Source organism: Georgenia sp. M64 (assembly GCF_038049925.1).
In the GTDB taxonomy this organism is placed as follows: Bacteria; Actinomycetota; Actinomycetes; order Actinomycetales; family Actinomycetaceae; genus Georgenia.
In genome coordinates this window covers 127,847-153,292 of the sequence record NZ_CP145809.1, presented here as the reverse complement: position 1 = coordinate 153,292, position 25,446 = coordinate 127,847, and the positions used below count along the sequence as shown (strand labels likewise).

At 74.5% G+C, this 25,446-nt stretch carries 21 protein-coding genes; 2 read left to right on the top strand and 19 right to left on the bottom strand.

What is annotated here, in order from left to right; translation table 11 throughout:
• Positions 1–28: 28 nt before the first annotated feature.
• The 3 genes from AAEM63_RS00685 to AAEM63_RS00675 all read right to left on the bottom strand — a co-directional run bounded on the left by AAEM63_RS00685 (position 29) and on the right by AAEM63_RS00675 (position 4,522).
• Positions 29–1,609, bottom strand: a complete 1,581-nt coding sequence (locus AAEM63_RS00685; protein ID WP_341359827.1) for a multidrug ABC transporter permease — start codon at positions 1,607–1,609, stop codon at positions 29–31.
• 140 nt (positions 1,610–1,749) lie between these two features.
• A complete protein-coding gene (locus AAEM63_RS00680; RefSeq protein ID WP_341359826.1) occupies positions 1,750–2,652 on the bottom strand; it encodes an ABC transporter ATP-binding protein in 903 nt (300 codons plus the stop codon).
• Between the two features lie 151 nt (positions 2,653–2,803).
• Positions 2,804–4,522 carry an FAD-dependent oxidoreductase gene (locus AAEM63_RS00675; protein WP_341359825.1) on the bottom strand — a complete coding sequence of 573 codons (1,719 nt, stop codon included), beginning with the start codon at positions 4,520–4,522 and terminating at the stop codon, positions 2,804–2,806.
• Between the two features lie 183 nt (positions 4,523–4,705).
• On the opposite strand from AAEM63_RS00675, the gene AAEM63_RS00670 reads away from it, so the two are divergent.
• A complete protein-coding gene (locus AAEM63_RS00670) occupies positions 4,706–5,179 on the top strand; it encodes an SRPBCC family protein (RefSeq protein WP_341359824.1) in 474 nt (157 codons plus the stop codon).
• On the opposite strand, the gene AAEM63_RS00665 is transcribed toward AAEM63_RS00670, so the two are convergent.
• From AAEM63_RS00665 to AAEM63_RS00625, 9 genes are all read right to left on the bottom strand, one after another.
• Complete coding sequence (locus AAEM63_RS00665; protein WP_341359823.1) at positions 5,148–6,053, bottom strand: hypothetical protein; 906 nt, start codon at positions 6,051–6,053, stop codon at positions 5,148–5,150. The genes AAEM63_RS00670 and AAEM63_RS00665 overlap by 32 nt on opposite strands.
• Positions 6,054–6,177: 124 nt before the next feature.
• Positions 6,178–6,858: a hypothetical protein gene (locus AAEM63_RS00660; RefSeq protein WP_341359822.1), complete on the bottom strand. Its 681-nt coding sequence runs from the start codon at positions 6,856–6,858 to the stop codon at positions 6,178–6,180.
• Between the two features lie 8 nt (positions 6,859–6,866).
• A complete protein-coding gene (locus tag AAEM63_RS00655) occupies positions 6,867–7,466 on the bottom strand; it encodes a hypothetical protein (protein WP_341359821.1) in 600 nt (199 codons plus the stop codon).
• Between the two features lie 301 nt (positions 7,467–7,767).
• Positions 7,768–8,661 carry a sugar phosphate isomerase/epimerase family protein gene (locus AAEM63_RS00650; protein WP_341359820.1) on the bottom strand — a complete coding sequence of 298 codons (894 nt, stop codon included), beginning with the start codon at positions 8,659–8,661 and terminating at the stop codon, positions 7,768–7,770.
• Positions 8,658–9,860 carry a dihydrodipicolinate synthase family protein gene (locus AAEM63_RS00645; RefSeq protein WP_341361279.1) on the bottom strand — a complete coding sequence of 401 codons (1,203 nt, stop codon included), beginning with the start codon at positions 9,858–9,860 and terminating at the stop codon, positions 8,658–8,660. Before AAEM63_RS00645 ends, AAEM63_RS00650 begins: the two co-directional genes overlap by 4 nt.
• Before the next feature lie 32 nt (positions 9,861–9,892).
• A complete protein-coding gene (locus AAEM63_RS00640; RefSeq protein ID WP_341359819.1) occupies positions 9,893–11,050 on the bottom strand; it encodes a Gfo/Idh/MocA family oxidoreductase in 1,158 nt (385 codons plus the stop codon).
• A 296-nt stretch (positions 11,051–11,346) separates the two neighbouring features.
• On the bottom strand, positions 11,347–12,450 hold the full coding sequence (locus AAEM63_RS00635; RefSeq protein ID WP_341359818.1) for a sugar kinase: 1,104 nt from the start codon (positions 12,448–12,450) through the stop codon (positions 11,347–11,349).
• A 13-nt stretch (positions 12,451–12,463) separates the two neighbouring features.
• Entirely contained in the window at positions 12,464–13,090 is a 627-nt protein-coding gene (gene eda / locus AAEM63_RS00630) for a bifunctional 4-hydroxy-2-oxoglutarate aldolase/2-dehydro-3-deoxy-phosphogluconate aldolase (RefSeq protein WP_341359817.1), read from the bottom strand.
• Between the two features lie 207 nt (positions 13,091–13,297).
• On the bottom strand, positions 13,298–14,074 hold the full coding sequence (locus AAEM63_RS00625; RefSeq protein WP_341359816.1) for an IclR family transcriptional regulator: 777 nt from the start codon (positions 14,072–14,074) through the stop codon (positions 13,298–13,300).
• A 112-nt stretch (positions 14,075–14,186) separates the two neighbouring features.
• Between AAEM63_RS00625 and AAEM63_RS00620 the strand changes: the two genes are divergently transcribed.
• Positions 14,187–15,278 (top strand): LacI family DNA-binding transcriptional regulator, encoded by a 1,092-nt coding sequence (locus AAEM63_RS00620; protein ID WP_341359815.1) that lies wholly within the window; start codon positions 14,187–14,189, stop codon positions 15,276–15,278.
• On the opposite strand, the gene AAEM63_RS00615 is transcribed toward AAEM63_RS00620, so the two are convergent.
• The 7 genes from AAEM63_RS00615 to rhaI all read right to left on the bottom strand — a co-directional run bounded on the left by AAEM63_RS00615 (position 15,275) and on the right by rhaI (position 25,358).
• On the bottom strand, positions 15,275–16,489 hold the full coding sequence (locus AAEM63_RS00615) for a GDSL-type esterase/lipase family protein (protein WP_341359814.1): 1,215 nt from the start codon (positions 16,487–16,489) through the stop codon (positions 15,275–15,277). The two genes, AAEM63_RS00620 and AAEM63_RS00615, sit on opposite strands and share 4 nt — an antisense overlap.
• A 15-nt stretch (positions 16,490–16,504) precedes the next feature.
• Positions 16,505–18,628 (bottom strand): FAD-binding protein, encoded by a 2,124-nt coding sequence (locus tag AAEM63_RS00610; RefSeq protein ID WP_341359813.1) that lies wholly within the window; start codon positions 18,626–18,628, stop codon positions 16,505–16,507.
• Between the two features lie 38 nt (positions 18,629–18,666).
• Positions 18,667–19,440, bottom strand: a complete 774-nt coding sequence (locus tag AAEM63_RS00605; protein ID WP_341359812.1) for a 3-ketoacyl-ACP reductase — start codon at positions 19,438–19,440, stop codon at positions 18,667–18,669.
• A 161-nt stretch (positions 19,441–19,601) separates the two neighbouring features.
• Positions 19,602–20,426, bottom strand: a complete 825-nt coding sequence (locus AAEM63_RS00600) for a class II aldolase/adducin family protein (RefSeq protein ID WP_341359811.1) — start codon at positions 20,424–20,426, stop codon at positions 19,602–19,604.
• A 28-nt stretch (positions 20,427–20,454) separates the two neighbouring features.
• Positions 20,455–21,996, bottom strand: coding sequence for a rhamnulokinase family protein (locus AAEM63_RS00595; RefSeq protein WP_341359810.1), 1,542 nt, complete (start codon positions 21,994–21,996; stop codon positions 20,455–20,457).
• Between the two features lie 10 nt (positions 21,997–22,006).
• Positions 22,007–24,061: a bifunctional aldolase/short-chain dehydrogenase gene (locus AAEM63_RS00590; RefSeq protein ID WP_341359809.1), complete on the bottom strand. Its 2,055-nt coding sequence runs from the start codon at positions 24,059–24,061 to the stop codon at positions 22,007–22,009.
• A 127-nt stretch (positions 24,062–24,188) separates the two neighbouring features.
• Complete coding sequence (gene rhaI, locus AAEM63_RS00585; protein WP_341361278.1) at positions 24,189–25,358, bottom strand: L-rhamnose isomerase; 1,170 nt, start codon at positions 25,356–25,358, stop codon at positions 24,189–24,191.
• Positions 25,359–25,446: the final 88 nt, after the last annotated feature.

Below are 25,446 nucleotides of genomic sequence, written 5' to 3'. Positions count from 1 at the left end.
GTGCGACGGACGACGCCGGAGCCGGGCGCTAGTCGACGTCGCGGCGGCGGAAGCCCACGAACGCCACGACCACGAGCGCCGCGGTCACCAGAGCCAGCCCCGCCAGACCGGTGAGGTCCGGCTCGGCGGCGTTGACGTCCGGCACGTGCCAGAACGGGCTGATACCCAGCACCCAGTCGTCGAGGCGGAAGATCGGGCCGAGGATCGTCAGGGCGAAGCTCGCCACCACCCCGGCCCACCCCACCATGCGCAGGCGGGGCCGGGCCCCGACGGCGGCCAGCGCGAGCGCGACCAGCACCCACGCGGCCGGCACCGTGGCGACCGCCTGCGACACGACCTCGCCGGCACCGACCGTGGCGTCCTGCGACGCGGCGACCCAGGCCAGGACCGTGCCGCCGAGGAGCATCGCCACCGCCGGGGCGAGGAGCGCGACGGCCGCGTGGCGCAGCAGGAGGGCCGAGCGGGGCACGGCCGCGCCCAGGACCGGCTCGACCCGGTGGGCGACCTCCTCGGCCCGCAGCCGCATGACCACCTGGACGCCGAGGACCGCGGCGAGGGTGCCCAGGAGGCTGAGGAGGGTCAGGACCAGCTGGAGGACGAGGCTCTCCTCCGTCGCGCCGCCGGCGGCGATGAGCAGGCCGACGGTGGGGTTCTCCGCGATGAGCTCGCCCACCGACGTCGCGAGGGTGCCGAACACCGCGCCGACGACGGCGAACGCCACCGCCCACGACAGGAGTGCACCGCGGTGCAGGAGGACGACGAACCCGGTGAGCGTGGCCGCGACCCGGCCTCGTGCCGGTCCCGGCGCGACCGGCACGACTCCCTGGCCGAAGTCGCGCCGCGACTGCAGCGCGACCGCGACGGCGATCAGCGCCACACTCAGCCCCAGGGCGGCGAGCAGGGGCAGCCAGTGGTTCCCGGCCGCAGGCCGGACCTCGTGCATCCACCCCAGAGGGCTGAGCCACCTCATCCACTCCGCGCCGCCGCCCGCGTCGACCCAGCCGCGCAGGAGGAAGGAGGACCCCAGGACGACGACGGCGAGCGTGCTCGCCGTCCGCGCGTCCGAGCCGAGCTGCGCCGCCACGGCCGCGACCCCGGCGAACATCAGCCCCGAGGCGGTGAAGGTGGCCGAGAGGGTCAGCGAGTCCACCAGGGAGCCGCCGAGCAGGATCGTGACGAGCGCCGAGACGACGCCGAGCGCGACCGACGCCAGGCCCGCCAGGCCGACGGCCGCGCCGAGCCGGGCCCCGCGGCCGACGACGCCGGCGGCGACGAGCTCGGCCTGCCCGGAGTCCTCCAGGGCGCGGCTGTTGCGCACCACCGTGAAGATCGCCATGAGGGCGGCGAAGAACCCGCCCAGGCTCAACGCACGCCAGGCGTTGAACCCGTCGGCGGTGGAGAGGTCCCGCGCCGGGCCGAAGATGAGGCCGAGGGCGGGGTTCGCTCCCACGGTCGCGGCCAGCTCGAGCCGGCTCGCGGAGTCGGGGAAGATCCACGGGTACACGAGCACCGACGACGCGGACAGCACCGTGATGAGGGCGACCCACGGAGCGATGGACGCGCGGTCCTGCTCGGCGAGGGCCACGAGAAGACGCCGCGTCCCGGTCATGGCGGCGGTGCCCCTGGGCGCGTCGGCGCGCGGCTCGCCGCGCCGGTTCGCCCCGTGTGCGCGGGAGCGGGTCCGGGTGTGCGCAGCGGTCGTGCCCCCGCTGGCGACGTGTGCCCCCGCACGCGCGCGGGCAGCACTCATTACGGTGACCCGTAGTGCCGCAGGAAGAGGTCCTCCAGCGACGGCGGTGCCACGGTGAGCGAGAGCAGCTCGAGACGGGACAGCTCCGCCGCGGCGGCGGCGAGGTCGTCGCCGTCGACGTGACCGGTGAGCACCGACCGACCGTCACGCGTCTCGATCTCGGCGTCGCGCACCGCACGCAGGCCGTCGAGCGTGGCGGGCGGCGGGCCGGCCAGGTCCGCGCGCACCGTGGTGCGGGTACGCCGGCGCAGCGTGGCGAGCGTGCCGGTCTCGACGACCCGGCCCTCGCGGATGATGCTCACGCGGTCCGCGAGCGCCTCGGCCTCGCTGAGGATGTGGGACGAGAGCAGGACGGTGCGGCCGCGCTCGCGCTCGGCGGCGATCTCCTCCTGGAAGACCGCCTCCATGAGCGGGTCCAGGCCGGAGGTGGGCTCGTCCAGGACGAGGAGCTCGACGTCGGACGCGAGCGCGGCGACGATCGCGACCTTCTGCCGGTTGCCCTTGGAGTAGGTGCGCCCGCGCTTGGTGGGGTCGAGCTCGAAGCGCTCGAGGAGGTGGGCGCGGCGCCGTTCGTCGAGCCCACCGCGCAGATTCCCGAGCAGGTCGATCGCCTGGCCGCCGGTCATGCCCGGCCACAGGCTGACGTCGCCGGGGACGTAGGCGAGGCGCCGGTGGAGGGCGACGACGTCGCGCCAGGGGTCCCCGCCCAGCAGCTCGACGTGGCCGGCGTCGGGCCGCAGCAGGCCGAGCAGGACCCGGATCGTGGTGGACTTCCCCGCACCGTTGGGCCCGAGGAAGGCGTGGACCTCCCCGCGGGCGACCGTGAGGTCGAGCCCGTCGAGTGCCCGCACCCGGCCGAAGGACTTCTCCAGGCGGTCGACCCTGATGACGTCGTCGTTCACAGGGCCGACGCTACGCGCCATGACGCCGTCGGATGCCCCGCCCGGGCCCACCGGTTCTGGTGCGGCGGCCTGGGTGCCCCAGCGGTTCCTGCCGGCCGGGCCGGGCGCCCCACCGGTGCCGGCCCGGCCGGGCCGGGCGCCCCACCGGCCGCTACCGGCGGGCCAGGTGCTGGTGGACCAGGGAGACGGCGAGCGCCCCCTCCCCCACCGCCGAGGCCACGCGCTTGACCGAGCCGTGCCGGACGTCACCGACGGCGAACACCCCGGGCATCGTCGTCTCGAGCATCGCCGGGGACCGTTCCGCCGGCCAGGTGGGGTCCTCCGGTGCCGGGGCGGCCGTGCCCCGGCCGCCGGTGAGGTCCGCGCCGGTGAGGACGTAGCCCCACCGGTCGCGTGCGACGGAGCCCGCGAGCCACTGCGAGTGCGGCTCGGCACCGATGAGGACGAACAGCACGCCGGGCACGGTCTCCTCCGCGCCGGTGTCCAGGTCGCGCAGGGTGAGGGTCTCGAGGAAGTCCGTCCCGGTCCCGGCGACCGCCTCGGAGCGGGTGCGGACGGTGATCGCGGGGGTGGAGGCGATCTCCCGGCGCAGGTACTCCGACATCGTCGTCTCCAGGCCCTGGCGCCGCACGAGCAGGGTGACGTGATCGGCGTAGCGGGCGAGGTGCACCGCCGCCTGGCCGGCGGAGTTCCCTCCGCCGGCCACGTACACCTGGCGCCCGCGCATGGCCGGCGCCTCGGAGACCGTGGCCCCGTAGAAGACGCCGCGGCCGGAGAGGCCGTCGAGGCTGGGGACCCCGAGCCGTTTGTAGGACGCCCCGGTCGCCAGGACCACGGTGGCGGCCCGGACGGTACCGCGGTCGGAGAGCGTCAGGCGCCGCTCGTCACCGTCGGCGGCCAGCCCGGTGACCGAGCGCATGAAGTGGAACCGGGCACCGAAGGTCCAGGCCTGCTCGTAGGCGCGGAACGCCAGGCGGCCGCCGGAGATGCCCGCGGGGAAGCCGAGGTAGTTGCGGATGAGCGACGACGTCCCGGCCTGGCCGCCGACGGCCTCCTGCTCCACGACGATCGAGCGCAGCCCCTCCGACGCCGCGTACACGGCGGCGCCGAGCCCGGCGGGACCGGCGCCGATGATGGCCAGGTCGAACACCTCGTCCCTGCCGACCGGCTCGAAGAGGCCGAAGGCGTCGGCGATCTGGATGTCGGTGGGCCGTTGCAGCACGGTCGGGACCTGCTGGTAGTGCAGGAGCACGACGGGCAGGGCCGGGTCCGCCAGCCCCGCGGCGCGCAGGACGGCGCGCCCCTCCGGGGCGGTGGCGTCGTAGAAGCCCGCGGGCAGGTGGTTTCGGTCGAAGAGGTCGCGCAGGTGCTGCGTGCGCGGGTCCCAGCGCTCGCCCACCACGCGGACCACCTCGAACCGGGTGCCGCGCCGGGTCGCCGCCTCCTCGAGGTACTCCGTGACGGCGGTGTGGAACTCCTCGTCGACCGGCAGGCCGGGGCACGTGATCCAGCGGTCGATCGCGCCCATGCCGATGGCGTCGAAGATGGGCCGGGTGGTGCTCCAGTCGCCCCACCGTACGAGCGCCACACGCACGCAGGTGCGGTCCACCGGGAGGTGCTCGAGGACCTCGAGCCCGTCGGGGTCGTCGGTGCCCAGCGCCACGAGGGCGAGGGCGACCGGTGTCCCGGCGGCGGTCAGCCCCGCGAGCTCGTCGTGGGTGGTCGCGACGTCACCGAAGGTGTGGACGTCGTAGTCCGCGCCGTACCGGCGGTGCAGCGCGTCCTCGACGATGCGGCGCGTGCCGTCGTCGCGGGTGAGGAGCACGATCGCGGGACGGACAGGACCGGCAACGGCGTCGTCGGTGGTCATCGCTGTGGACCTCCAGGTGGTGGCGGGGGCGACGGGCGGGCAGGCTGGTCACCGGACGGACGGGCAGGCCGGTCGACGGACGGGCAGACGGGTTGGTCCGCGGACAGGCAGGCAGGCTGGTCACCGGAGCTGTCGAAGGGTTGGACGGTCGAGCTCGGCCCGAGGACGGAAGGCGGTGTGCCGGTGGCGCGATTCCTGCTCACGTCCACGTGGCAGGTCCCCACGACGGCCGACGACCTGTGGCCGGTGCTCTGGGACGTCGAGGCCTGGCCGGCGTGGTGGCCGTACGTGGCGTCGTCGCGGGTCGTGGCCGACGGCGACAGGCTGGGCCACGGGCGGCGCACGCACCTCGTCTTCCGGACCCCGCTGGGGTACCGACTCTCCTTCGGCGTCGAGGTGGTGAGGATCCGGCCGCCGTTCCTCGTCGAGGCGCGGGTGGCCGGGCAGCTCACCGGCCGGGGACGGTGGGAGCTGCGCCCCACCACGGGCGGTGTGGCCACCGACATCACCTGGGACGTCGAGACGCGCCGTCCGTGGATGCGCGCACTCTCCCCCGTCGCGGCCCCCGTCTTCCGGGCGGCGCACGGCCACGTCATGGCCGCGGGCGAGCGCGGTCTGGTCGGCGTCATGGACGGGTCCGCGCACGCCGCGGGGTGAGTCTCGGCCCGGCGCGCCGGGGGGTGAGTCGCGGCCCGGCACGCCGCGGGGTGGGCGTCGTCCCGGCGCGCCGCGCGGCGAGAGCCGTCGCCGCCCCGGTGAGCACGACCGTGCCGCCCACGACCAGGTAGCCGACGCCGGCGCGACTCCCCAGGTCGGCGGTGCCGGCACCGGCTGCCGCGAGACCCACGGCGAGCTCCCCGACCCCCAGGACCGTGTACGCGAGGGCCGGCACCTCGAGGAGGTCGAGCCGGTCCGCCCCGACGAGGAGCGCAGCGGCCAGGCCGTACGCGAGGAGCCACGACGCGACGGCGCGCGCCGTGAGCGGCGTCAGCGCCCAGGGCCACCAGGAGGCCGAGGCGGCCGGGACGAGGTACAGCACGGCGCCCACGACGGCGAGCACCGCTCCCTCGGCGGCGAGGGCAACCCTCAGCACGTTCGGCAGGCGCCGTCCGCGGCCGGCGGCTGGACGGCCCTGACGCACCAGCGTCACACCGATCCACAGCGGCACGACGACGTAGACGATGAGCCACGCCCAGGCGGCGCCCTCCGCCAGCCCGCCCGCGCCGAGGTGGAAACGATCGAGGTGGAGGACCGTGGCAGCCAGGGTCAGAGCCGTGAACACGCCGATGACGAGAACCGGGGTACGGGTCCGCGCCCAGGAGCGCGAGCGCCAGGAGCCCACGACGAGCACGGTGCCCGAGAGGTAGCCGACCCCGAGGAACGTCGCCGTCGCGGGTGGCTGGATCGTCCAGGCGAAGGTGCGGTCGGTCTGCGCGGCACCGCCGACCAGGGAGACGACGGCGAGGAGCGTGAGCAGGGTGAACGCGCCGAGGAGCGCGCGGGTCTGCGGTCTGAGCCGGTCGTTCGCCATCGTCGCTCCGTCGACGTGCGGGCCCCCGTCGCCGGGCGGGCCGGCGCGCCGACCACGCTACGCCGCGACGGCGGTGCGGGGAAGGCCGGTAACCCGGGCGAGGAGGGTCGCGGGCGGGGAGCGGTCAGCCGCCCTCGATGGCGCGGCGCTCCTTGAGCCGCTCGAGCTCCCTCTCGGCGGCCAGTCCGGTCTCGAGCCGGTCGAAGGCGTCTCGGACCTGCGCGGAGCCGGGGTCGGACCAGGAGAGCTCGGCGTGCCCGACGGCGCGTGCTCTCAGCCGGCGGATCTCGTCCTCCGCGCGGTCCGCGGCGAGCGCTGCGTCGGCGGCCCGGCGGCCGGCGACGGCGGCGGCGTCCCGCATCCCGAGGGACGCGCGGGCAGCGTCGTGGTCGGCGCGCAGGTCGTCGAGGTGGCGGGCGGCCTGCTCCGTGCGCGACTCGAGCCCGCCGAGAGTGCGTTCGAGCTCGCGGACCTGGGCGTCCAGCGCGGCGTAGCGGTCCTGGAGCGTGCGGTGACGTTCCTCGGCGGCGAGGGAGCTGCGCAGGTACTCGCGGGCGGCGCCGTCGTCGCCGGCGGCGACTGCCGCTGCGGCCAGGTCCGCGGCCCGCCCGGCCTCGGCCGCGGCGCGCTCCGCGAGGATCTCGGTGCGGCGCCGGTGCACGGCGACGTCGGCGACGCTGCGCCGAGCGGCGTCCACGAGCTCCTCCTGACGCGCGTGGGCAGCCTCGACCGCTCGAACGGGATCGTCGGGGCGCACGCGCCGCTCGGCGCGGACGAGTCGCGCCAGCCGTCGACCGATGGACATCCGTCGCCTCAGGCGCTGTGGGGGTGCTTGCGGTACGCGGGGTCCCACGCCGAGAGGGCCTCGATCTCGACGGCGAGGTGCTGGCTGGCGCGGTCGAGGTGGTTGACGCCCGGGCCGACGCCTGTCGTGAGGAGCGACCGCCGCAGGTCGGTGGAGAGGCGGGCGTGCTCGGCGACCTGCCCCTCGAGCCACGCGGCCCAGGTCTCGCGCAGCGCCTTGTCCGGCTCGAGCTCGGCGAGGCGGAGCTCCTCCTCGAGCTGCTCGCCCGCGCGGACGAGGTTCGCGGCGATCGAGGGCATGTTGCCCACCGGCCGGTGGGAGGAGGTGGCAGCGCCGATGGAGCGCTGGGTCGCGTCGAGAGAGCGGTGCAGCTCCAGGTGAAGACGAGCCAGGCGGCGGCCGGCGTCGTCGGCGGCGACCGACCGGACGGTCAGCCGGCTCCGGTCGAGGCCGCGGCGCAGGCGGCGGGACCGCCGGACCCGGCGCACGACGTACCAGAGAGCGAGTCCGACCGCGGTGGCGACGGCGAGCGTGACCAGCCCTCCGACGAGGAGGACCTGCCCGACCGTCTCGACGACCGCGCTGGCGTCGACCTGCACCGCGCCCACCTCACCTTCGCTGGGGGCCCGAGCCCCACGGGTTCCACTGTAAGTCCGACGATCGGGGGTGGCGCAAGGTTCCCGACACACCCGACGAAGGCCGTCTTGATGGCGTCGGGTCACGGACCGCTTCGGGAGACGGACGACCTCGGCGTCACGGAGTAACCGCGCGCGTCATGGACCGGCTCGCGGGTGACGGCGCCGGTGGGTCGGCTGGGCGGCTCCGAAGCGCAGAGCCGCTCCCCGTGGGCGTCCCGTCCCGGACCTGACGTCCGGCGCGAAGGTCGGGCGCCGGAGCCAGCTTCTGTTGTCAGGCGCTGCGGACCGGCGCGGTGAGCGAGGGCAGGACGTGTCGCACGTACCGGTCGGCGATCGTGGCGACAACCTCGTCACCGGGCGCGTCCCAGATCTCCTGGCGGAAGATCTCCACCTCGACGTCGCCGGCGTAGCCGGCCTCGCTCACCCAGCGGGTGATCGTCGGGAAGTCGATGTACCCGTCGCCCATGTACCCGCGGGAGAGCAGCGGGTCGGCCGAGAGCGGCAGCATCCAGTCGCACACCTGGTAGGACGCGAGGCGGCCCTCGGCCCCGGCCCGGGCGATCTGCGTGCGCAGCTCCGGGTCCCACCACACGTGGTAGGTGTCCACGACCACCCCGACCGACTCGGCCGGGAAGTCGGCAGCGAGGTCGAGGCACTGACCGAGGGTGGACAGCACCGCCCGGTCCGCGGCGAAGATCGGGTGCAGCGGCTCCAGGACGAGCCGGACGTCGTGCTCGCCGGCGAAGGGGACCAGCTCGCCGATCCGGTCGGCCACCCGCCGGCGCGCAGCCACGACGTCACGGTCGCCGTCGGGCAGGGCCGGCCCACCGGGCGCACTCGCCGCCGGCAGTCCGCCGACGACCATGATGAGCTCGCGCGTCCCGAGGGTGGCGGCCTCGACGATCGCCGCCCGGTTGTCCTCGACGGCGGCGCGCCGTCCCTCGTCGTCGGCGGCGGTGAGGAAACCGCCGCGGCACAGGGAGGACACCCGCAGACCCGCGTCGGCGACGAGACGCGCGCTGCGCTCGAGCCCCGCCTCGGCCACACGGTCACGCCACAGCCCGAGAGCCGGCAGGCCGGCCCGCACAGCGCCGTCGACGGCCTGCTCGAGGGTCCAGGCCTTGGTCGTGGCGGTGTTGAGGGACAGTCGGGACAGGTCGGTCATCGGGTCTCCTCGGGAGTGATGCCGGCGACCTCGAGGAAGGCCCTCATGCGGTGCGCGGCACGGTCGGGGTCGAGCAGGAGGCCCGCGCCGTCGGCGAGCCGGAAGAGGGTGGTGAGGTGGCGCGCGGACCGCGCCGACTGCAGGCCCCCGACCATCTGGAAGCCGGGCTGGTGCCCGTTGAGCCACGACAGGAACGCGATGCCCGCCTTGTAGTGGGGTGTCGGTTCCTCGAACATGTGCCGGCCGAGCGCCTCGGTCGAGCGCAGGATCTCCAGCGCTCGGGCCCGGCCCGCCTCGTCCCGCGACTCCAGCGCCTGGAGGGCGGTGGAGGCGGCCGGGGCGATGGCGGCGAAGACGCCGAGCAGCGCGTCGGAGTGGCCATGGTCGTCACCCACGACGAGCTCGGGGTAGTTGAAGTCGTCCCCGCTGTACAGCCGGACGCCGGCCGGGAGCTGCCCACGCAGCCACACCTCGAACCCGGCGTCGAGGAGCGAGACCTTGACGCCGTCGACCTTGCCCCCGTGGGCGCGCAGGAGCTCGAGCACCGTTGCAGCCGCCGCGTGCGGGTCCCCGGCCCCCCAGTACCCGGCGAGCGCCGGGTCGAACACCTCGCCGAGCCAGTGCAGGATGACCGGCTCGGTCACCTCAGACAGCAGCGTGGAGTAGACGGCGAGGTAGTCGTCGGCGTCCCGGGCCACCGCGGCGAGGGCACGCGAGGCCATGAGGACGGGCGTGGCACCGGCAGCGGCGACCGTCCCCAGCTGCTCGCGGTAGGCGTCGGTGACGGCGTGCAGGCCCGCCTCCCGGTCGCCCGCCACGAGCTCGGCGACCCGGGCCGGCGTCAGGTGGTCGGTGCCGGCGCCGCACGCCAGCAGCCCGCCCACCGAGCGGGCCTCGGCGGCCGTGCGGCGGATGAGGTAGGCAGCCGCGTCCCAGTCCAGGCCCATGCCGCGCTGGGCGGTGTCCATGACCTCGGCGACGCCGAGCCCGTAGGACCACAGCATGTGGCGGAAGCCCAGCGTGGCGTCCCAGTCGAGCTCGGCGGGACGGCCGGGGGTGTTGTCCGCCGTCGTCAGGGGCACGACGTGCGCGGCGGCGAAGGCGCGTCGCGCGGTCAGGGGGCCCGCCGGCCGGGTCCAGGGACCGCGGGCGCCGAGGACGTACGGGTCGGTGGTGCCGACGACGTTCGGCAGGTCCACCACCACGCGGTCCGTCCCGGCCGGCGGGGCGCTCACAGGGTGATCTCCGGGATCTCCAGGCGCCGCCCCTCGGCCGAGGACTGCAGGCCGAGCTCGGCGAGCTGGACGCCGCGGGCGGCGGAGAGCAGGCCGTAGCGGTGCGGACGCCCCGCGACGACATCGCCGAGGAACTCCTCCCACTGCAGCTTGAACCCGTTGTCGAGGTCGGCGTTGGCGGGCACCTCGAGCCACTGGTCGCGGAAGGACTCGGTGACCGGCAGGTCGGGGTTCCACACCGGCTTGGGGGTGTGGCCGCGCTGCTGCGCGACGCACTTGTTCAGCCCGGCGACGGCGGAGCCGTGGGTGCCGTCGATCTGGAACTCCACGAGCTCGTCGCGGTAGACGCGCACGGCCCACGAGGAGTTGATCTGGGCGATGACGGGGTCACCGTCGGGGGTGCGCACCTCGAAGATCCCGTACGCGGCGTCGTCGGCGGTGGCCTCGTAGGGCTGGCCCTTCTCGTCCCAGCGGGTCGGGATGTGGGTGACGGCCTTGGCGGTGACGGACTCGACGGAGCCGAGGATGCCCTCGAGGACGTAGTTCCAGTGGCAGAACATGTCCACGGTCATGCCGCCGCCGTCCTCCTTGCGGTAGTTCCAGGAGGGGCGCTGCGCAGCCTGGACGTCGCCCTCGAACACCCAGTAGCCGAACTCGCCGCGCATGGAGAGGATGCGGCCGAAGAAGCCCTCGTCCACCAGTCGCCGGAGCTTGACCAGACCGGGCAGGTAGAGCTTGTCGTGGACGACGCCGGCGGTGACGCCGGACTCCTCACCCAGCCGGGCGAGCTCGACGGCGTCCTCGAGGGTCTCGGCGGTGGGCTTCTCGGTGAAGATGTGCTTGCCGGCGCGCATGGCCTTGGCCAGGGTCGCGGGGCGCAGGCTCGTCATGGAGGCGTCGAAGACGATGTCGACGGTGGGGTCGGCGATGATGCCGTCGAGATCGGTGGTCCAGTGCTCGACGCCGTGGAGCTCGGCGAGCTCGCGGAGCTTGGCCTCGTTGCGGCCCACGAGGATCGGCTCGACCTGCACGCGCGAGCCGTCGGGCAGCTCGACGCCGCCGGCGTCGCGGATCGGCAGGATCGAGCGCACGAGGTGCTGCCGGTAGCCCATGCGTCCGGTGATGCCGTTCATCGCGATGCGCAGCGTGGTCATGTGGGTTCCTCCGGGTCTCAGGGCGGCCGCGGCGGCGTCGGTGCCTCCGGGAATGCGCTTTCCACCAATCTATGCGCCAGCGCACACACCCGTCAAGAGGAGGGTGTCGCCCGCGTGTGCACCGGCTCCCCCACCCCTGGTGGACCTCCCGCGCTGCGAGCAGCCCTCCACCGGAGCGTCCGCCTGCGCCAGCGGACGGACAGAGCACGCAGGGGCGCACAGAAGGGCCGGCCGACCTCGACGGTCGACCGGCCCCTTCCCGGTGTGCGCGCCCTGCGCTCAGGCGTGACGTCGACTCAGCGGTCGACGCGGGCCCCGCCACCACCGGCGAGCTTGAGCACCTCGGCCTTGCTGGCCATGGTGGTGTCGCCCGGGGTGGTCATCGCCAGCGCCCCGTGCGCGGCGCCGTACTCGACCGCCGTCTGGAGGGGCTCGCCCTCGAGGAGGCCGTAGATGAGCCCGGAGGCGAAGGAGTCCCCGCCACCGACCCGGTCGAGGATCTCCAGCCCGGGCCGGTGGGTGGCCTGGACGGTCCCGGTCGCCCGCGACCAGGCGAGGGCGCCCCAGTCGTTGACGGTGGCGCTGCGGACGGTGCGCATCGTCGTCGCGATGACCTTGAAGTTCTCGTACTCCGCCGCGACCTTGTCGATCATGGCGGCGAACTTGTCGACCTCGAGCTCGGAGAGGTTCTCGTCCACACCCTCGACCTCGAAGCCGAGCGAGGCGGTGAAGTCCTCCTCGTTGCCGATCATGACGTCGATGTGCTCGGCGATCTCGCGGTTGACCTCACGCGCCTTGTCCTGCCCGCCGATGGCCTTCCACAGGCTGGGCCGGTAGTTGAGGTCGTAGGAGACGACGGTGCCGTGCCGCTTGGCGGCGGTGACGGCCGCGACGACCGTCTCGGCCGACGTCTCCGACAGCGCGGCGTAGATCCCGCCGGTGTGCAGCCACCGGACCCCGAGCTCGCCGAAGAGGTGGTCCCAGTCGACGTCGCCGGGGGCGAGCTGCGACGCGGCGGTGAGGCCGCGGTCGGAGACCCCGACGGCGCCGCGGACCCCGAAGCCCCGCTCGGTGAAGTTCAGGCCGTTGCGCACGCCGCGCCCGATGCCGTCGTACGGCACCCAGCTGATGAAGCGGGTGTCGAGACCGCCGGTGAGGATGAGGTCCTCGACCAGGCGGCCGATCTCGTTGTCGGCCAGGGCGGTCACGATGGCGCCCCGCAGGCCGAAGCACCGGCGCAGGCCGCGGGCGACGTTGTACTCGCCGCCGCCCTCCCAGGCGCGGAAGTTCCGGGCGGTGCGGATGCGGCCCTCGCCCGGGTCCAGGCGGAGCATGACCTCGCCCAGGGAGACGACGTCGTACTGGCACTCCTCGGCGGGGCGGATCGTCAGGTCACTCATGTCTGGTCCTCTCTCAGGCGCCGGCGGCGAGCGCGACGGCGTCGGTGGTCAGGCGGGTCACCTCGGCGAAGTCGCCGGCGGCGACGAGGTTCTTCGGCACCATCCACGACCCCCCGACGGCGGCGACGGCCGGGATGTCGAGGTACTCGCGCAGGTTCTTCGGCCCGATCCCGCCGGTGGGCACGAAGCGCACTCCGCCGAAGGGTGCGGCGAGGGCCTTGATGGCGGGGGCGCCGCCGGAGGTGCCGGCGGGGAAGAACTTGACCGTGTCCAGGCCGAGCTCGAGGGCGGCCTGGATCTCGGTGGCGGTCACGGCGCCCGGCAGCGGGAGCACGCCGCGCTCGCGGCAGCGCTCGACGACGGCGCGGCTCAGACCGGGCGAGACGACGTAGGAGGCCCCGGCGTCGACAGCACGGTCCACCTGCTCGGCGGTGAGCACCGTGCCGGCGCCGACGAGGATGTCACCGCGGGCCGACATGGCCCGGATGGCATCCTCCGCGGCGGAGGTGCGGAAGGTGACCTCGGCGACCGGCAGGCCGCCGGCGACGAGGGCGGCGGCCAGCGGGTCCGCGTCGGCGGCGTCGTCGAGGACGACGACGGGGACCAGGCGGGCGTCGGTGAGGGCCTGGAGGACATCCATGAAAGGTTCCGTTTCACTCAGGGGAACGCACATAACGGTAGGTGTAACGCACTCTGTCACGTCGCGCCTACGGCCGCAACCGCCCTGGTGAGGGGATCGCGGTCAGTCGCGCCTCGTCGGGCGTCGGGCCTCGTCGGGCGTCGGGCCTCGTCGGGCGTCGGGCCTCGTCGGGCGTCGGGCCTCGTCGGTCCGTCGGGACCTCGCCGGTCAGCGGGCAGGCTCGGGGAGGGTGAAGCCCTCGGGCAGCAGGGGCGGCAGCACCCGGGAGATCGTCCCGCGCAGGGCGGTGACGCGGTCCTCGGTCATGCGCTCGGCCGGCGCGGTCACGCTCACCGCGGCCACGGCTGCCCCCAGGCGCAGGAGCGGCACCGCGAGGCAGCTGATGCCCGGCTCGTTCTCCTCGCTCTCCCGGGCGAACCCCCCGGCCCGGGCCTCCTCGAGCGCGGCCCAGGCGCGCTCCGCGACGGCCGGCGAGGGGTCCGGGAGGGAGCGGACGTACCCCTCGAGCACGGGCCGGTCCGTGCCGCGGTAGGCCAGCAGCGCCCGGCCCAGCGCCGTCGTCGCCGCCGGCACGCGCCGTCCGATCGCCGACCAGACCCGCACCGCCCGCTCGGGCTCGACCTTGTCGAGGTAGACGACCTGCGTCCCCGCGAGCACCCCGAGGTGAACCAGTTCGTCGACCTCGGCCACGAGGGCCACGAGGGCCGGGTGCAGGAGCGCGGGCAGGTTCTCGTCGGCGTAGAAGGACTCGCCCAGCCGGGTGGCACCGGGACCTAGCACGTACCGGCCGCTCACGGCGTCCTGGATGACGAAGTCGCGGAACTTCAGCGCGGCGAGGGCGCGGTGGGTGGTGGTCTTGTTCAACCCCAGCGACGCGGCGAGGTCGGCGAGCACCAGCCCGCGGGGGCCGGCGTCGGCCAGGGCCTGGAGGGCGAGCAGGGCGCGGTCGACCGCCTCGACGGGAGATGCCCCGGCCTGGCTCATCGTGCCTCCTGGTCCCTCGGGCGGCCCCGACGGCCGCCACACCTCGGCACCGGCCACACTATCGAGTGGCGAAGACCGCCGCGGCAAGCCGGAAAGCCTTTACCCTGGGCAGGTGCGCACCACGACCCTCAGCGACGTCGCCCGGGAGGCCGGGGTGTCCCTCGCGACGGCGTCGCGGGCGATCAACGGCAGCACCAACCGGACGGTGGGACCGGCGCTGCGCGAGCGGGTCCTCGCCGCCGCGGCGCGGCTGCACTACTCCCCCGACGCCAACGCCCAGGCCATGGCCCGGGGGCGCACCACCTCGCTCGGGCTCATCGTCCACGACATCGCCGACCCCTACTTCTCCGCCATCGCGGCGGGCGTGACCCGCGCCGCCGAGGCCGCGGGCCTGTCGGTGGTCCTGACCTCCACCGAGCACGACCCTGCCCGCGAGGTGAGCTTCGTCGAGCTCCTGCGCCGCCAGCGGGTCCGCGCCATCGTCGTCACCGGCGGCCGGCGCGACGACCCCGAGGGCACCGCGGCGCTGCGCGAGGCACTCGAGGGGTTCCAGGCCGCCGGCGGCTCGGTGGCGCTCGTCAGCCAGCCGCTGGAGGGCATGAGCACCGTGGTGGTGGACAACCGCGAGGGGGCCGCCGACCTCGCCCGGCACCTGCACGGGATCGGGTACCGCCGCTTCGCCGTCGTCGCCGGCCCGGTGGACCACCTCACCTCCCGGGACCGGCTCAGCGGCTTCCGCGAGGCGCTCGACGAGCTCGGCGCACCCCTGGCGGAGGGCACGGTCGTGCACTCCGGCTTCACCCGCGACGGCGGGTACGAGGGCATGGCCGAGCTGCTGCGGCGCGAGGCCAGGCCCGAGGTGGTCTTCGCCGTCAACGACGTCATGGCGGTGGGTGCGATGGCCGCCTCCCGGGACGCCGGCGTCGCGGTGCCGGACGACGTCGCCGTCGCCGGGTTCGACGACATCTCCACCCTCCGCGACATCACCCCGGCCCTGACCACCGTGCGGGTCCCCCTCGTGGAGGCGGGCGTGCTGGCCACGGAGCTGGCTCTGGGGCCGGGCGAGCCGCGCGAGGTCCACCTCGCCGGGGAGGTCGTCCTGCGGGAGTCGACGCCGCCCCGCCAGGAGGTCCGGCCGACACCCCGCGCCGGAGGGTCCGGCCGACACCCCGCGCCGGAGGGTCCGGCCGACACCCCGCGCTAGCTGCCCAGCGCGGCGAGCCCGGGCAGCAGGGCGGCGAACCGCTCCCCCATGTGCCGGTGCCCGTCGTCGTCGGGGTGGAGCAGGTCGGACATGGGCATCCGGTTCCAGTCGGCCTCGCCGAACAGCTCCCGGCCGTCGAGGTAGGTCAACGCCTGGTCGCCGGCCGCGCGGCGCCGGGCGACGACGGCGGCGAGGATCTCCCGCATCACGGCCAGGCTCAGCTTGCCCTCCGCGACCTCCTCGGGCTTGCCCGCGGTCCGGAAGATCGGGGCGCCGGGCGGCGAGTCCGGGTCGATCGACGTCGGCCCGGGCCGGTCCTCGACCATCGGGCAGAGGATCGGCGAGATGACGACGACAGGCGTGTCCGGGTGGCCCTCCCGCACGGTGTCGAGGAAGCCGTCCACCGCCGGGGCGAAGGTCCGGCGCCGGAAGCCGTCGTGGTTGGCGACGTTGATGCCGAGCTTGAGGGTGATGACGTCGGCCGGCTGGTCCCGGATCGCGCGGGCGGTGAAGGGGTCGAGCAGCGCGTTGCCGGACAGGCCCAGGTTGACCAGGTCCAGACCCGCCGCCCGGGCGGCCACGACCGGCCAGGTGCCCGTGGGTGCGGTGGCCGAGGCGCCGTGGCTGATCGAGCTCCCGTGGTGGACCCACCGCGGGCGCGTCTCCCCGGCGGCGGCGACGACCGGGGCGTCGGCGCGCAGCGCGACGAGCACGGTGATCTCCCCGTACGGGAGCCAGACCTCGACGTCCTTCTCGCCGGGGGGCAGCGGGCCGAGGCGCACGGTGGCCACCGGGCCCGGCCGGCGGGCGCCCAGGCCGGTCACCGGGTCGAGCTCGAGGACCCCGTGGGCCTCGGCGGTGCCCGAGGCGACGACGGCGCCGGCCACGACCGCCTCGTAGCGGCCCGCGTCGGCCACCGGGCGCCCGGTGAACCGGGTCCGCGTGGCCCGGACGTCCAGCTCGAGGACGGTCGCCGAGGTGCGCATGAGGAGCCGCACGCCCGCCGGCTGCTCCTCGCACATCGTCACGAAGTCGTCGGGGAGCTGCGCGCGCGCCGCCGCGGGCAGCCGGTGCAGCACCAGGCCGTCCGGCGTCGGCTCCACCTCGGCCAGGCCGGCGAGGCGCACCGGGCCGTCGAGGAGGGGCACGTCGAGCAGGGGCACGTCGAGCGGCCGGGGCAGCGAGGCCCCGGGCGGGGAGTCGGCGGTCATCGGGACCCTCCGGCGTCAGTAGATGTTGCGGTGCTCGCGGAACTCCCGCCAGACGTTCTCGAAGAAGTCGTCGTCCTCGGGGATCGGGCGCACGGGTCGCCACTCGAACCCGACCCGGCCCGCGCCGTCGACGCCGTCCTTCTGCGCGGTCCCGCCGTCGTCGTACGCGGTCCCAGCGTCCCCGTACACGGTCCGGCCGTCCGCCGCGCCGGCCGGCGGCGTCCACCAGGTCTCCTGGACCTCCCCGTCGAGAGCCCCGCCGTCGAGGCTGAAGCGGAACAGCTCTGGCAGGTCCAGCTCCCGCTCGGCGTCGGCACCGAACCCGGCCCGCGGCAGCGAGCCGTCCGGGTCGGTGTAGAGCACCGACCCCCGCGACCGCCCGCCGTGGCCGACGTAGTCGGCCATCGCCGAGAGGTAGACGTAGGCGGTGGTGAGGATGTCACGGACGAGGAAGGTGCGGTTGACGGCGCGTCGCGACCCGCCGTCGGCGCTGACGAACCGCTCGTAGCCGGCGAGCCAGCTCTGGACCTGGACGAGCGCCTCATGGATCGACTGCGCCGAGCGCACCGGTCCGGCCTTCGCGCTCATGAGCTCCCCGACCTCGCGCAGGAGGTCACCGGTGTTGTCCTCCTCGCCGCCGGCGAACCGGGCGGTCGCGGCGGCGGCCAGCTCGACGGCCCCGGCCAGCACCGGCTCGGCCGCGGCCGCGAAGGCCGCGTCGTCCACGGGTGTGTCCGTGCGCCGGGCGGCGATGAACTCCGCCGCCCGCGTGGCGCCCACCTGACCGCTGTTGAGCGCGGCACCGCCGGGCCGGTAGACGCCGTGAGCGCCGCCGGCCTCCCCGACCGGGAAGAACCCGGCGAGGTTGGACTGCCACCAGGCGTCGACGACGAGGCCGCCGTTGTTGTGCTGGGCACAGACGTCGATCTCGAGCATCTCCTTCTCGAGGTCCACGTACGGGTTCTTGTTGAGGTAGAAGTCGTATGCCGGGCGGTTCATGTGCTGCAGGCGCTCGATCGGCGTGCCGAAGAGGACGCCGGCCCGCTCGAGGTACGCGTGCGCCTCGGGGCTGAGCTCGCCCGCGTCCAGCTCGGGCCGGACCGGGTTGGACCGGAAGTCGAGGAACACGCGGCGCCCGCGCAGGACCGTCTCGCGGTAGACGAGCAGGTCGATGAGCGACGAGCCGTCCAGCGCCTTGCGCACGTCGAAGGGCCACTGGTAGCCCTTGAGGAAGATCAGCGACAGCTGGCGCCCGTAGTCGGGGATGGCCTCGGAGAGGAACTCGCGCTCGTCGCCGCCGTCGGCGTCGGTGGAGACGAACCGGGGCAGCACCTGCATGTACGTGCCCGAGACGTTCCACCGCGGCCTGATCGAGGCGAGGCCGAACTGCCACTCCGTGACGTTCTTGCCGCGCACGCCCGCCCGGTAGGCGGCGCCCGAGGCGCCCCACTGGCCGTTGGGGAAGACCCGCGTGGCGTACAGGCCCGCCGGGCCGCCGGTGGCGTAGACGACGTTGGTGGCGCGGAAGAGCATGAACGGGCTCTCGTCGCCGTCGAAGGGGACGTCCAGGCGCAGGACGAGCAGGCCGACGACGGCGCCGCCGGAGGTGACGAGGTCGACGATGCGGCAGTCGTCGAAGATGCGCGTGCCGTCGCGGTTCACCTTCTCCTCGAGCTGGGTGACCATCGACCGCGACGTGTACGGGCCCACGGAGGTGGCGCGCCGGCGGGGGTCGTGGTCGGTCTTGTAGCCGATGAACTCGCCGTACCGGTTCTGCGGGAACGGGACGCCGAGGTCGCACAGGTGGAGGAACGCCCGCGCGGACAGGGCCGCCTCGGCGAGGGCGTTGTCGCCGTCCATTGCTCCGCCGGAGAAGAGGGTGCGGGCCATCTCGTGGACCGAGTCGGGGTCGGAGCCGGAGAGGGTGAGCTTGTAGTAGGTCTGCTTGTCCGAGCCGGCGTTGCGGCTCGCGCCGGCGCCGACCTTGTCCACGACCATGACGACGTCGTCCTGGCCGAAGTCGACGAGCCGGTCGGCGGCGCAGAAGCCGGCCGAGCCGGTGCCGACGACGACGGTGTTGGCCGTGACGACGGGCACCTGCCTCCCGGCGATGGTCAGGGGCTGCGGGTCGTGGGTCATGGCGGTCCTCCCGGACGCGGTGGGCGCGGGCTCGGCGGTCACAGGCGGGCGATGTGCATGCCGCCGTCGACGTTGACGACGTCGCCGGTGGAGTAGGGCATCTGGCCGGCGACGAGCTGGGCGACGGCGCCCGCGACGTCGGACGGGCGGCCCCACCGCGGCATGGGCGCCAGGCCGCCGGCGAACAGGGCGTCGTACTTCTCCTTGACGCCGGAGGTCATGTCGGTGGCGATGACGCCGGGTCGGACCTCGTAGACGACGATCCCCTCGGGGGCCAGCCGCGCCGCCCACAGCTGGGTGGCCATGGCCCCGCCGGCCTTGGACAGGCAGTACTCCCCGCGGTTGGTCGAGACGACCGTGGCGGAGATGGACGAGACGTTGACGATGGTGCCGACCGGCGCCTCGGGCAGCCCGGTGAGCTCGCCGCGCGCCTCGATCATCGCCGCCGCAACCCGCTGGGTGAGGAAGTACGGCCCGCGCAGGTTGATGTCCATGACGCGGTCGTAGCTCTCGGGCGTCGCGACGAGGATGTCGTCGCGCACGCTCGGGGCGACGCCGGCGTTGTTGACGAGGACGTCGATGCGCCCGAACGCCTCGAGCGTGGCGTCGACGTAGCGGGCGTGGTCGTCGAGCTCGGCGACCGAGCCGCGCACGTAGATCGCCTCGCCGCGCTCGCGCAGCGCGCCCATGACGTCGGCCGGCTCCTCCCGGGTGGCCAGGATCGAGACGGCGTACCCCTCGTCGAGGAGCCGCTCGCTGATCCCCAGACCGATCCCGCGGTTCCCGCCGGTGATCATCGCAACCTTCGGCATCGTCGCCCTTCCTCGTCGTGGCCGGCCCGCTCCGGTGCCGGTCCGCCTCGCGGCGGGCCCACGGGTCACACCGCGGGTCCCACCCGATCCTGCCAGCCCGACCCCTCGCTGGCAAGCGCTTTCCACCGCGACAGGCTCGGGTCCCGCCCCCACGCCGCCGGTCAGGCGAGCGTCGTCGGCACGTCGAACGCCTCGACGACGGTGTGCAGCTCCTCCCTGGTCAGCCCCTGGGCGCGGCCGCCGGCCACGAGGTCCATGTACTCGTAGCGGGCGCCGGTCTCGGCGTACTCGATGCGGTCCACGGCCCGGGTGACGGACAGGTCCGAGCGTGCCATGACCCCGTGCTTGCTCCACAGGACGATCTCGTGCTCGCGCAGACCGGCGACGTTGGCCGCCATGAGCTCGGGCGAACCGGGGACCATGAACTCCAGCACGCCGATGCCCTGCGGGACGGCGACGATCGTCTCCGGCTCCCACCGGATGATGCGGGCGTTCATCGCCTCGGTGGAGCGGTACGCCTCGATGTGGCTGAGGTAGGTGAGGTTCATCGGCTGGGCGTGGACGACGGCCTGGAAGACGACGTCGCGGCGCTCGACCTGGTCGTTGTGGACGGCGAGGTGGGAGTTCAGCTCGGACGTGAGCCGCTCGAACAGGCGCCCGGGCGCGGTGCGCAGGGTCGCCGTCGTCCCGCCGTCGTTGACGCTCAGCGCACCGATGTTGGCGAGCGGATCGTCGGAGATCTGCCGCAGGCGCCGGCCGGAGCCGGTCACGAGGAGGGTGCGGCCGGCGAGCGCGGGCGCGGCGAGGGGCAGCTCGATCTCCTCGGCGAGGGGGAAGCGGCGGCGGACCTCCACCTCCCAGCCGAGCTGGACGGAGATGTTGCCCGCCCCGGCCTCGCTCGCGTCGATCTCGCTGATCCGGCTGCCGGCGACCCCCATGCTCGCGAGGATCTCGTCGAGCTCGGGGTAGGGGGCGGTCACGGGCATGGTGTCTCCTTCTGGCGGTGCGCGACCCTCACGGCCGCAGCAGGTCCTCTGCGTGGTCCCACGCGGCCTCGGTGCCGGCGGGTCGGTCCCGGGCGGTGCGGGCGTGGGTGGGCTCGTAGCGGGTGGTCGGCACGGACGCGGCGACCACCCGGCGCAGGGCCGGCAACCCCGGTGCGACGTCGCCGAGGCTCTGGGCCTGGACGAGGAGGTTGCCGAGCGCAGCCCCCTCCGTGGGCCCGGCGACGACCGGCAGGCCGGTGGCCGCGGCCGTGAGTCGGCACAGCAGCGCGTTGCGGGCGCCGCCGCCGACGAGGTGGATCACCCCGACCTCCCGACCGGCGAGGCCGGCCGCGGTGCGCACGGCGCGCCGGTAGGCCAGGGCGAGGGAGTCGAGGATGCAGCGCACGGTCTCGGCCGGGCTCTCCGGCGGGCGCTGCCCGGTGCGCCGGGCGGCCTCGGCGATGCGGGCGGGCATGTCGCCCGGCGGCAGGAACGCCGGGTCGTCGACGTCGACGACGCAGCGCAGGGCGGGTACGTCGGCGGCCGCGGCGAGCAGCCCGGCGAGGTCGGCGTCCTGGCCGCGCTCGCGCCAGGTGCGCAGGGTCTCCTGGAGCACCCACAGGCCCATGACGTTGCGGAGGTAGCGCACGGTGCCGTCGACGCCGAGCTCGTTGGTGAGGTTGGCGGCGCGGGAGGCCTCGGTGAGGACGGGGGCGTCCAGCTCGAGGCCGACGAGGGACCACGTGCCGCAGGAGATGTAGGCGAAGTCCTCCCGCTCGGCGGGGACGGCCGCGACCGCGGAGGCGGTGTCGTGCGAGCCGACGGTGACGAGGTGCGGGTAGCGGCCCGGGGAGCCGGACCCACCGGCCGGGGCGAGCCCGATCCGGTCGAGGATCTCCGGGCGCAGCGGCCCGAGGTCGGTGCCCGGCTCGACGACCGGGGCGAGCAGCCCGGCGACGTCGGTCCCGTACGCCGCCCCCAGCCGGCCGACGACGTCGGCCGACCAGTCCCGCGCCCGGACGTCGAGCAGGCCGGTGGTCGAGGCGTTGGTGACCTCGGCGACCTCGGCGCCGGTGAGCCAGTAGCCGAGGAGGTCGGGGACGAGCAGGGCGCGCCGGGCGGCGGTCAGGGCGGGCGTCCCGGCTGCGGCCGCGAGCTGGAAGATGGTGTTGAACTGCTGCACCTGGACGCCGGTGGTGGCGTACAGCTCCTCGGCCGGGAGGTGGGCGAAGACCTGCTCGGGCACTCCGTCGGTACGGGCGTCGCGGTAGTGCACGGGGTTGCCCAGCAGGGCGCCGCCGGCGTCGAGAAGGCCGTGGTCCACGGCCCAGGAGTCGATGCCGACGGCGGCGAGGTCGCCGCCGGCCGCGGCGCGGCGCAGCCCGTCGAGGATCCCCGACCACAGCGCGAGGACGTCCCAGTGCAGGGTGGTCCCGCCGCGGGTGGGGACGGGCACCGCCCCGTTGGGGAAGCGCCCGACCTCCTCGGTGACGACGCGCCCACCCTCGACCCGGCCGGTGATGACCCGGCCGGACGAGGCGCCGAGGTCGACGGCGGCGTAGGTCCTCACGGCCGGGCCCTCACCGCAGGAAGGCGGCCGCGACGCCGGAGTCCACCGGGACGTGCAGGCCCGTGGTCTGGACGAGGTCCGGACCGGTCAGGGCGAGCACCGCGGCGGCCACGTGCTCGGGCAGGACCTCCTTCTTCAGCAGGGTCCGCCGGGCGTAGTACGCGCCCAGCTCCTCCTCCGGGACGCCGTAGACGGCCGCCCGCTTGGCGCCCCAGCCGCCGGCGAAGATGCCGGAGCCGCGCACGACGCCGTCGGGGTTGATGCCGTTGACGCGGATGCCGTGCTCGCCCAGCTCGGCGGCGAGGAGACGCACCTGGTGGGCCTGGTCGGCCTTCGTGGCCGAGTAGGCGATGTTGTTGGGGCCGGCGAAGATCGAGTTCTTCGAGGAGATGTAGACGATGTCGCCGCCCATGCGCTGGGCGATCATCGCCCGGGCCGCCTCGCGCGAGACGAGGAACGAGCCGCGGGCCATGACGTCGTGCTGGAGGTCCCAGTCCGCCGTCGTGGTCTCGAGCAGGGGCTTGGAGACCGACAGGCCCGCGTTGTTGACGACGAGGTCCACCCCGCCGAAGGCGAGCGCGGAGGCGTCGACGAGCGCGCGGACGGCGTCCTCGTCGGTGACGTCGGCCTCGACGGCGACGGCGACGTCGTCCCCGCCGAGGGCGGCGGCGACCTCCTGGGCCGCGGCGAGGTCACGGTCGGCGACGACGACGCAGGCGCCCTCCGCGGCGAGCCGCTCGACCGTGGCGCGGCCGATGCCGGAGCCGCCGCCGGTGACCAGGGCGACGCGCGTGGCCAGCGTCTTCGGCTTCGGCATGCGCTGGAGCTTGGCCTCCTCCAGCGCCCAGTACTCGATGCGGAACTTCTCGGACTCGTCGATCGGGGCGTAGGTGCTGATCGCCTCGGCGCCACGCATGACGTTGATGGCGTTGACGTAGAACTCGCCGGCGACGCGGGCGGTCTGCTTGTCCTTGCCGAAGGAGAACATGCCGACACCCGGCACGAGGACGATCGCGGGGTCGGCGCCGCGCATGGCCGGGGAGTCCGGCGTCGCGTGACGGTCGTAGTAGGCGGCGTAGTCCTCGCGGTAGGCCGCGTGGAGCTCGGTCAGCCGGACGAGGACGTCCTCGAGCGGGGCGTCGCCGGGCAGGTCGACGACGAGCGGCTTGACCTTGGTCCGCAGGAAGTGGTCGGGGCAGGAGGTGCCGAGCTCGGCGAGCGCGCCGAGCTTCTCACGCGACAGGAGCTCCAGGACGACGTCGGCGTCGGTGAAGTGGCCGACCTGCGGCTTGTCGGTGCTCGCGAGGCCGCGGACCGTGGGGGCGAGGGCGGCGGCGCGGGCGCGACGCTCGGTCGCGGGCAGGGCGCCCCGCCCGGCGACCTCGGGACCGAAGGGGTGGGTGCCCTCGGCGGCGAGGGCCTCGGTGCGCGCGGCGATGAACTCCTCCGCGGCGGCGATGATCTCCAGCGAGCGCGCCTCGCTCTCCTCGCTCGTGGCGCCCCAGGCGGTGATGCCGTGGCCGCCCAGGACGCAGCCGATGGCCTGGGGGTTGGCGCGGGCGACCTCGGCGATGTCCAGGCCGAGCTGGAACCCGGGACGGCGCCACGGCACCCAGACCACGCGGTCGCCGAAGCACTCGCGGGTCAGGGCCTCGCCGTCGGCGGCGGTGGCCAGGGCGATGCCGGAGTCGGGGTGGAGGTGGTCGACGTGCGCGGCGTCGACGAGGCCGTGCATGGCGGTGTCGATGCTCGGGGCGGCGCCGCCCTTGCCGTGGAGGCAGTAGTCGAACGCGGCGACCATCTCGTCCTCGCGCTCGACGCCCGGGTAGACGTTCGTCAGCGCCCGGAGACGGTCGAGGCGCAGGACTGCGAGGTTCTTCTCGGTGAGCGTGCCCAGGTCGCCGCCGGAGCCCTTGACCCACAGCAGCTCGACCGGCTCGCCGGTGACGGGGTCGGTCTCGGTGCCCTTGGCGGAGGTGTTGCCGCCGGCGTAGTTGGTGTTGCGCGCGTCGGCGCCCAGGCGGTTGGAGCGGGCGACGAGGTCGGCGGCTGCGGGGTTGGTCACGGGGGTCCTCTCGTGGGTCGGGAAGCGCGGGTCGAGCGGGCGCGGGGTCGTTCAGGGCGGCGGTCGGGCCACGAAGGTCCGGGCGGCTCAGGTCCTGGTCCTGGTGGTGGGTGGCCCGGACCCGGGCTCAGGCGCCCCAGCCGGCCTGGGTTCCGCCCACGCGCTCGGCGGCGATCTTCTCGGCGTAGCCCGACGCGGCGTAGGCGCCCATCGGGTCGGGGTCGAGCCCCATGTCCTGGCGGAGCTGGGCGAGGAGGTCGCGCACGTCGGTGTTGTAGGCGTCCATGAGCACCGCGTTCGCGCCGAGCACGTCACCGGCGGCCTGGGCGGCGCCGAGCGCCTCGCGGTCGACGAGGAGGGCCTTGGCGGTGGCCTCCTGGACGTTCATCACCGACCGGATCTGGCCGGGGATGCGCGGTTCGATGTTGTGGCACTGGTCGAGCATGAAGTTCACGCCGGAGTCCGGCCGCAGGGCGTCGGCGCCGACGATCTCGTGCATGATCCGGAAGAGCTGGAAGGGGTCGGCCGCACCGACCATGAGGTCGTCGTCGGCGTAGAAGCGCGAGTTGAAGTCGAACGCCCCCAGCCGGCCCTGCCGCAGCAGCTGGGCGACGATGAACTCGATGTTCGTGCCCGGCGCGTGGTGGCCGGTGTCGAGGACGACGGTCGCCTGCTCGCCCAGCGCGAGGCAGTGCAGCAGGGAGGTCCCCCAGTCCGGGACGTCGGTGGCGTAGAACGCGGGCTCGAAGAACTTGTACTCGAGCAGGATCCGGTGGTTCTCGTCGAGCTCGGCGTAGATCGCCGCGAGGCCCTCGGCGAGGCGGTCCTGACGGGCACGGAGGTCGTCCTGGCCGGGGTAGTTGAGGCCGTCGGCGAGCCAGATCTTCAGGTCGGTCGAGCCCGTGGCGCGCATGACGTCGACGCACGCGCGGTGGTGGTCCACGGCCTTGCGGCGCACCCGCGGGTCCGGGTTGCACAGCGAGCCGAGCATGTAGTCGTCGTCCTGGAAGACGTTGGAGTTGATGGCGCCGATGCTCACCCCGAGGTCCTCGGCGTGGCGGCGCAGCGCGCCGAAGTCCTCGACGAGGTCCCACGGGATGTGCAGGGACACGCGCGGCGCGACGCCGGTGTACCGGTGCACCTCGGCGGCGTCGGAGATCTTCTCGAAGGGGTCGCGCGGCACGCCGGCCTGGCCGAAGACCTTGAACCGCGTGCCGGAGTTGGCGAACGCCCAGCTCGGCAGCTCGATGGTCTGTTCGCGCAGCGCGGCCGTCGCGGCCCGGCGCCGGTCGTCGATGCTCGACGTCGTCACGGTGTTCCTCGCTCCTGGTCGTCGCTCCACTGCTCTGTGAAACGTTTCATCCAGCGTAGCGAGGGCGGCGGCG

Bases quoted from the DNA above. Each gene is read 5' to 3' on its own strand.
- AAEM63_RS00685 (WP_341359827.1), bottom strand. From the start codon at position 1,609: ATGACCGGGACGCGGCGTCTTCTCGTGGCCCTCGCCGAGCAGGACCGC.
- AAEM63_RS00675 (WP_341359825.1), bottom strand. From the start codon at position 4,522: ATGACCACCGACGACGCCGTTGCCGGTCCTGTCCGTCCCGCGATCGTG.
- AAEM63_RS00665 (WP_341359823.1), bottom strand. From the start codon at position 6,053: ATGGCGAACGACCGGCTCAGACCGCAGACCCGCGCGCTCCTCGGCGCG.
- AAEM63_RS00660 (WP_341359822.1), bottom strand. From the start codon at position 6,858: ATGTCCATCGGTCGACGGCTGGCGCGACTCGTCCGCGCCGAGCGGCGC.
- AAEM63_RS00650 (WP_341359820.1), bottom strand. From the start codon at position 8,661: ATGACCGACCTGTCCCGACTGTCCCTCAACACCGCCACGACCAAGGCC.
- AAEM63_RS00640 (WP_341359819.1), bottom strand. From the start codon at position 11,050: ATGACCACGCTGCGCATCGCGATGAACGGCATCACCGGACGCATGGGC.
- AAEM63_RS00635 (WP_341359818.1), bottom strand. From the start codon at position 12,450: ATGAGTGACCTGACGATCCGCCCCGCCGAGGAGTGCCAGTACGACGTC.
- eda (WP_341359817.1), bottom strand. From the start codon at position 13,090: ATGGATGTCCTCCAGGCCCTCACCGACGCCCGCCTGGTCCCCGTCGTC.
- AAEM63_RS00625 (WP_341359816.1), bottom strand. From the start codon at position 14,074: ATGAGCCAGGCCGGGGCATCTCCCGTCGAGGCGGTCGACCGCGCCCTG.
- AAEM63_RS00615 (WP_341359814.1), bottom strand. From the start codon at position 16,489: ATGACCGCCGACTCCCCGCCCGGGGCCTCGCTGCCCCGGCCGCTCGAC.
- AAEM63_RS00610 (WP_341359813.1), bottom strand. From the start codon at position 18,628: ATGACCCACGACCCGCAGCCCCTGACCATCGCCGGGAGGCAGGTGCCC.
- AAEM63_RS00605 (WP_341359812.1), bottom strand. From the start codon at position 19,440: ATGCCGAAGGTTGCGATGATCACCGGCGGGAACCGCGGGATCGGTCTG.
- AAEM63_RS00600 (WP_341359811.1), bottom strand. From the start codon at position 20,426: ATGCCCGTGACCGCCCCCTACCCCGAGCTCGACGAGATCCTCGCGAGC.